A 4,610-nucleotide genomic window follows, 5' to 3' on the forward strand; every position below is an offset into this window, starting at 1 on the left:
GTAAAAGTCATCACGCCCTTGTTCCAATTGGCATTGATCTTGCCGCCAAAGGCCTGAACCAGGTCGCTGGCCATGGACAGGCCAATGCCAAAGCCGGACTTCTTTTGCTTGTCATAGTGGTGGGACTCATCTTCTCGGTAAAAGCGTTCAAAGAAGCGGGCAGTATCAACCCCTGCCCCATTTTGGTAAGAGTTGGTCACCGTCAAGATGGCGTTTTGCCCCAGCTTGCCCTTTTCCAGGCTGACCGTAACCTTGCCATGCGAGTCGCAGTACTTTTGGGCATTGTCGATCAAGATATTGACCACTTCGCCTAGACTGGAAGATTCGGCATTGACGCAGATGTCATTCTCAATTTTCACCTGGTAGTCCTTGCCGTCTTTAGCCAAGAGCGACTTGAAAGAGTCAGCAGACTTTTCCGTAATTTCCGAAAAATTGACCTTGGATAAGACCAGTTCTTCGGGTTCCCCCATCCGGGTCAGGGTAATCAGGTCATTGATCAGCCCCGTCATCCGAACCACCTGCTCTTTGGTGCTCTCGGTCCACTCATCGTCGTTGCCCATGATCTCTTCCATTTCGGTGTTGGCGCTGATGACGGCGAGCGGCGTCTTTAGTTCGTGACCAGCGTTAGTGATAAAGCGGCGCTGGCGGTCGTAGGCTTCTTTGATGGGCTTAACCGCCCGGTCGGCCAAGAGGTACATCAAAAGGGTAAAGCAGGAAATCCCGATGAAGAGGAAGAACATGGCGTAGCGGGCCAGAATCAGGGTCGACTGCATGAGGGGCGCAATGTCGATCACGCAGATGTAATACTGATTGCTGCCAGCTTTTTTTGCCAAATAACGGAAGTGGCCGGTTTTGCCCCGGAGCGAGCCACTCATCTTGCCCGCTTTTAAGTAGGCAAGCAGGGTCTTTTTCCGGGCAAGGACTTCATCGGTTGACAGCTGGATGATGTGCTTGTTGTCAGTAACCGTGATCGTCGACTTCTTGGTATTGACCTTTGCGGTAAAGTAGCGGTACTTAAAAACTCCTTCCCGGCTGTACTGGTCGCCTAGCCGCTCTTTGGCCTGCTTCTGGTCAAAGCGGCCGTTATTGGCGACGACCATGGCCAAGACCTGGTCAGCCTCTCGGCTAGACTTGTAGTAACTCAGGCCAATCAAGCTGGCAAAGGAAATGACCATGACGAGAAAAAGGGAGCAAGTCGCGATCCAGATAAAGCGGCGGCGAACTTTCTTAATCATGGTCCGCACCGACTAACCTGTAGTCGCCCCCCTTGTCGCCCTCAATCTTAGCGCTGGCCCCGATGGAGGCGAGCTTGGATCTAAGATAGGAAATGTAAACCCAGACCACGTCTTCGGTTTCATCGTCGTCTTTCCAGACATGGTTAAACAATTCCTTGGTAGACAGCTTTTTATTAGGGTTCAGCAAGAAATAGCGCATCAGGCTGGTTTCCTTTTTGGACAAGGAAATGGAGTTGTTGCTAGACAGTTCTTGCTGGTCTAGATTCAAGGTCAAGTTGTCAAAGTCAATTTCCTTAGTAGAATATTCGCTGTTGCGCCGGTCTTTTGACCGTAGGCGGGCCAGGAGCTCTTTAAGTGAAAAAGGCTTGGTCAAATAGTCATCAGCCCCGGTGTCAAGGCCTGTCACCTTGTCATCAATTTCGGACTTGGCCGTCAGCATCACGATATAAGTTTTGGATCCCATTGCCCGGATTTCCTTGACTGCTTCTAGCCCATCCATCACCGGCATCATGATGTCCATGATGATCACGTCGTAGGCATTTTCTTTAGCATGGTTAACAGCTTCCAGGCCGTTAAAAACAGAATCGACATCGTAACCAGACTTTTGCATGGCCACGGTCAAAACGTGGTTTAATTGTTCTTCGTCTTCTGCTAGTAAGATTTTCATCGTTTCTACCCTTCTCTAATCAGCTGGCGGATGGTTTGCAGGCTCACGTCGCAAGCAGCCAGTTCGTCGGCCACCCGCTTGAGTTCCTTGCTGATCCGTTCGGGATCGTGGATGTCGCGTTTATATTTCATTTCGTGTTCAAGACTGGCCCAGGTGTCCATGGCGATGGTCCGGAGCTGGATTTCGACATAATAGGTGCCCGGCGTATCGCCATGAACGTCTTCATATGGCGTCTTCACCTTCAAGATCAAGTGGTAGGACCGGTAGCCGTTAGGCTTAGCGTTTGTGATATAGTCTTTTTCGTTAAAAAGCTCAAACTTGTCCACTTGCCGGAGCAGGTCCAAGCAGGTGTAGATGTCGTCGATAAAGTTGCAGACGATCCGGATGCCGATGGAATCACGGTTTTCAATTAGAGCTGCTTCTGGGGTCTTGGGCAGGCCCTTACGCTCACATTTTTCCGTCATAGACTGTTCGCCCTTGACCCGGCCTTCTAAGTGCTCGTAGAGCTTTTGCCCAGTCTTGGCCTGGTAATCCTGGCCAATTTTCTCAATCGTGGCCAGGGTTTCGTCTAAAATCTTTGGGAGATACTCCGCGTACTTTCCGTAGATACTCATATAATTCCTCATTTCTATTATTCCACTCTATCAAAGATTAAGGCACAGATCATGAACTTTGCTTGACCTTATCAGAAATTTATTTAAGATAGTGATCATTTGCTATGGCTTTACCTTGCTTTAAGCAAAAATTAAGTCTAACTTTACTTAGTTATCATTAGGAGTAAAAGTTGCCATGATAATTTATTGGTGATTTAATTCATTTGTTATCTTTATCAAATGTGCTATGTTCCCTTTTATTGTTGGGCTAAGAGGATCATAATAAATAAGTAGATAACAGATTGGAGTAATTTTTATGGAAGAAAATAAAAGTAAGATCAAACTAGCCAGTCTGGTCTTACTCATCTTTTCAAGTATTTTTGGCTTTAATAATTCAATTAATGCCTACTATCAGATGGGCTACTACAGCATCATCTGGTACCTGGTCTCAGCCCTCCTCTTTTTCCTGCCTTCAGCGATGATCTTCGCTGAATACGGATCAACCTTTAAAGGGGCAAAAGGCGGGATTTATTCCTGGCTAAAAGGCAGCGTCAGCGACCAAACCGCCTTCGTCGGCACCTTTATCTGGCTGGCTGCTTGGGTCATTTGGCTGGTGTCTTCTACCCAGTTCTTCTTCGTGTCTGTGTCGACCTTGATTTTTGGCCATGACACTACGACCAGCTGGCATCTAGGGGGGCTATCATCAACCCAGACCTTGGGGATCATGGAAATTGTCTTTATGGTCATCGTCACCTTCTTTGCAGTTAAGGGCGTTGACAAGATTTCCTTTATCAGCAACATTGGCGGGATCTTCACCTTGGCCATCGCCATCGGCTTCCCGGTGCTGTCACTCTTGGTCTTTTTCTTGAACCACGGACAATTAGCGCAGCCGCTGAATGTCACGACTTTGACCCACTCGCCAAACCCGGCCTTCCAAACGCCGGTAGCGACGATTTCCTTCATGATTTATGCCTTGTTTGCTTACGGCGGTTTGGAAACCAGCGCCGGCGTCATCGACTCCGTCGACAAGCCGGAAAAGACTTTTCCGCGGGCACTGATCATCGCCATGGTGGTCATGACGACCTTGTACGCCCTCAACATCTTGATGTGCGGGGTTTCCGCCAACTGGGCAAGCAAGCTCGGTGCCAAGGGGGTCAACTTGGGGAATGTTGAATACGTGCTGATCAACAACCTGGGTTATGTCTTGGGACAAAAAATAGGTTTGTCGGCCGCGGGATGCCAGACCCTGTCGTCCGTCATCTCCCACTTTGCTGGCTTAGCTGACGTGTTAAGCGGGATTGCGGCCGCCATTTTGATGGTATACTCTCCGATTAAGTCTTTTGTGATGGGTTGCGATCCAGACTTTTTGCCAAAAAAGATGACGCAGCTTAACAAGCACGGGATGCCGGAAATGGCCATGTGGGTGCAAGCGTTAATCGTTAGCGTAATTATCTTTTTCATCAGTTTTGGTGGCAGCGCAGCCGGCGAATTTTACACCATCTTGATGGACATGATGAACGTATCCTCTACTGCACCTTACCTCTTCTTGATCGGCGCCTTTCCTTTCTTTAAGAAAAAAGAGGGTCTGAACCGGCCTTTCGTCTTCTTCAAGTCGAATAAGACGGCCACTGTGGTGAGTCTGGTAACCTGGATCGTCGTTGCAATTGGGATCATCTTCACTTGCATCGAGCCACTGTTTACCGGTGACATTAAGACGGCCTTCTGGACTGCGATTGGTCCTGTGCTGTTTGGCATTGTAGCTCTGATTTACTTCCAGTGGAAGACGAAGCAGAGCTTGGCAGATGATGGCGTTGTAGAAGAATAATGTTGGATGTAAAAAGCTTACCCTTGAGGGGTAAGCTTTTTTGGTGCCCTCACTAGTGTGAGGAAATCGGGGGTACTACGACATCCCCAATGTGAGCAATGAGGATCACCCTCACATATGTGAGGAATACTATATTGCGTGGCGATTTAGATGCATATCCTCCAGGATCACCCCCACGTTTGTGGGGAATACGATCTTGAGATTTAAGGAATCGTGCTAAACCGAGGATCACCCCCACATTCGTGGGGAATACAGCGGCTTAAGCTTACCTAGGGATTACCCCCTCATAC

The 4,610-nt window shown here is 48.6% G+C and carries 4 protein-coding genes; 1 reads left to right on the forward strand and 3 read right to left on the reverse strand.

Features of this window, described 5'->3' with window-relative positions:
- The 3 genes from ACI4WN_RS09320 to ACI4WN_RS09330 all read right to left on the reverse strand — a co-directional run.
- On the reverse strand, positions 1–1,235 hold a 1,235-nt coding region (locus ACI4WN_RS09320; protein WP_439777940.1), incomplete at its 3' end, for a sensor histidine kinase.
- The gene (locus tag ACI4WN_RS09325) at positions 1,228–1,902 is read right to left on the reverse strand and encodes a response regulator transcription factor (RefSeq protein ID WP_439777941.1); all 675 of its coding nucleotides are present in this window, start codon (positions 1,900–1,902) and stop codon (positions 1,228–1,230) included. The genes ACI4WN_RS09320 and ACI4WN_RS09325, both read right to left, overlap by 8 nt.
- A gap of 5 nt (positions 1,903–1,907) precedes the next feature.
- Positions 1,908–2,516 carry a GTP pyrophosphokinase gene (locus tag ACI4WN_RS09330; RefSeq protein ID WP_439777942.1) on the reverse strand — a complete coding sequence of 203 codons (609 nt, stop codon included), beginning with the start codon at positions 2,514–2,516 and terminating at the stop codon, positions 1,908–1,910.
- 295 nt (positions 2,517–2,811) lie between these two features.
- Between ACI4WN_RS09330 and yjeM the strand changes: the two genes are divergently transcribed.
- Positions 2,812–4,320 carry a glutamate/gamma-aminobutyrate family transporter YjeM gene (gene yjeM / locus ACI4WN_RS09335; RefSeq protein WP_439777943.1) on the forward strand — a complete coding sequence of 503 codons (1,509 nt, stop codon included), beginning with the start codon at positions 2,812–2,814 and terminating at the stop codon, positions 4,318–4,320.
- Positions 4,321–4,610 lie beyond the last annotated feature (290 nt).

This window comes from Lactobacillus sp. (assembly GCF_051893255.1).
GTDB lineage: Bacteria > Bacillota > Bacilli > Lactobacillales > Lactobacillaceae > Lactobacillus.

Coding starts and splice junctions, on each gene's coding strand:
- yjeM (WP_439777943.1), top strand. CDS start 2,812: ATGGAAGAAAATAAAAGTAAGATCAAACTAGCCAGTCTGGTCTTACTC.
- ACI4WN_RS09330 (WP_439777942.1), bottom strand. CDS start 2,516: ATGAGTATCTACGGAAAGTACGCGGAGTATCTCCCAAAGATTTTAGAC.
- ACI4WN_RS09325 (WP_439777941.1), bottom strand. CDS start 1,902: ATGAAAATCTTACTAGCAGAAGACGAAGAACAATTAAACCACGTTTTG.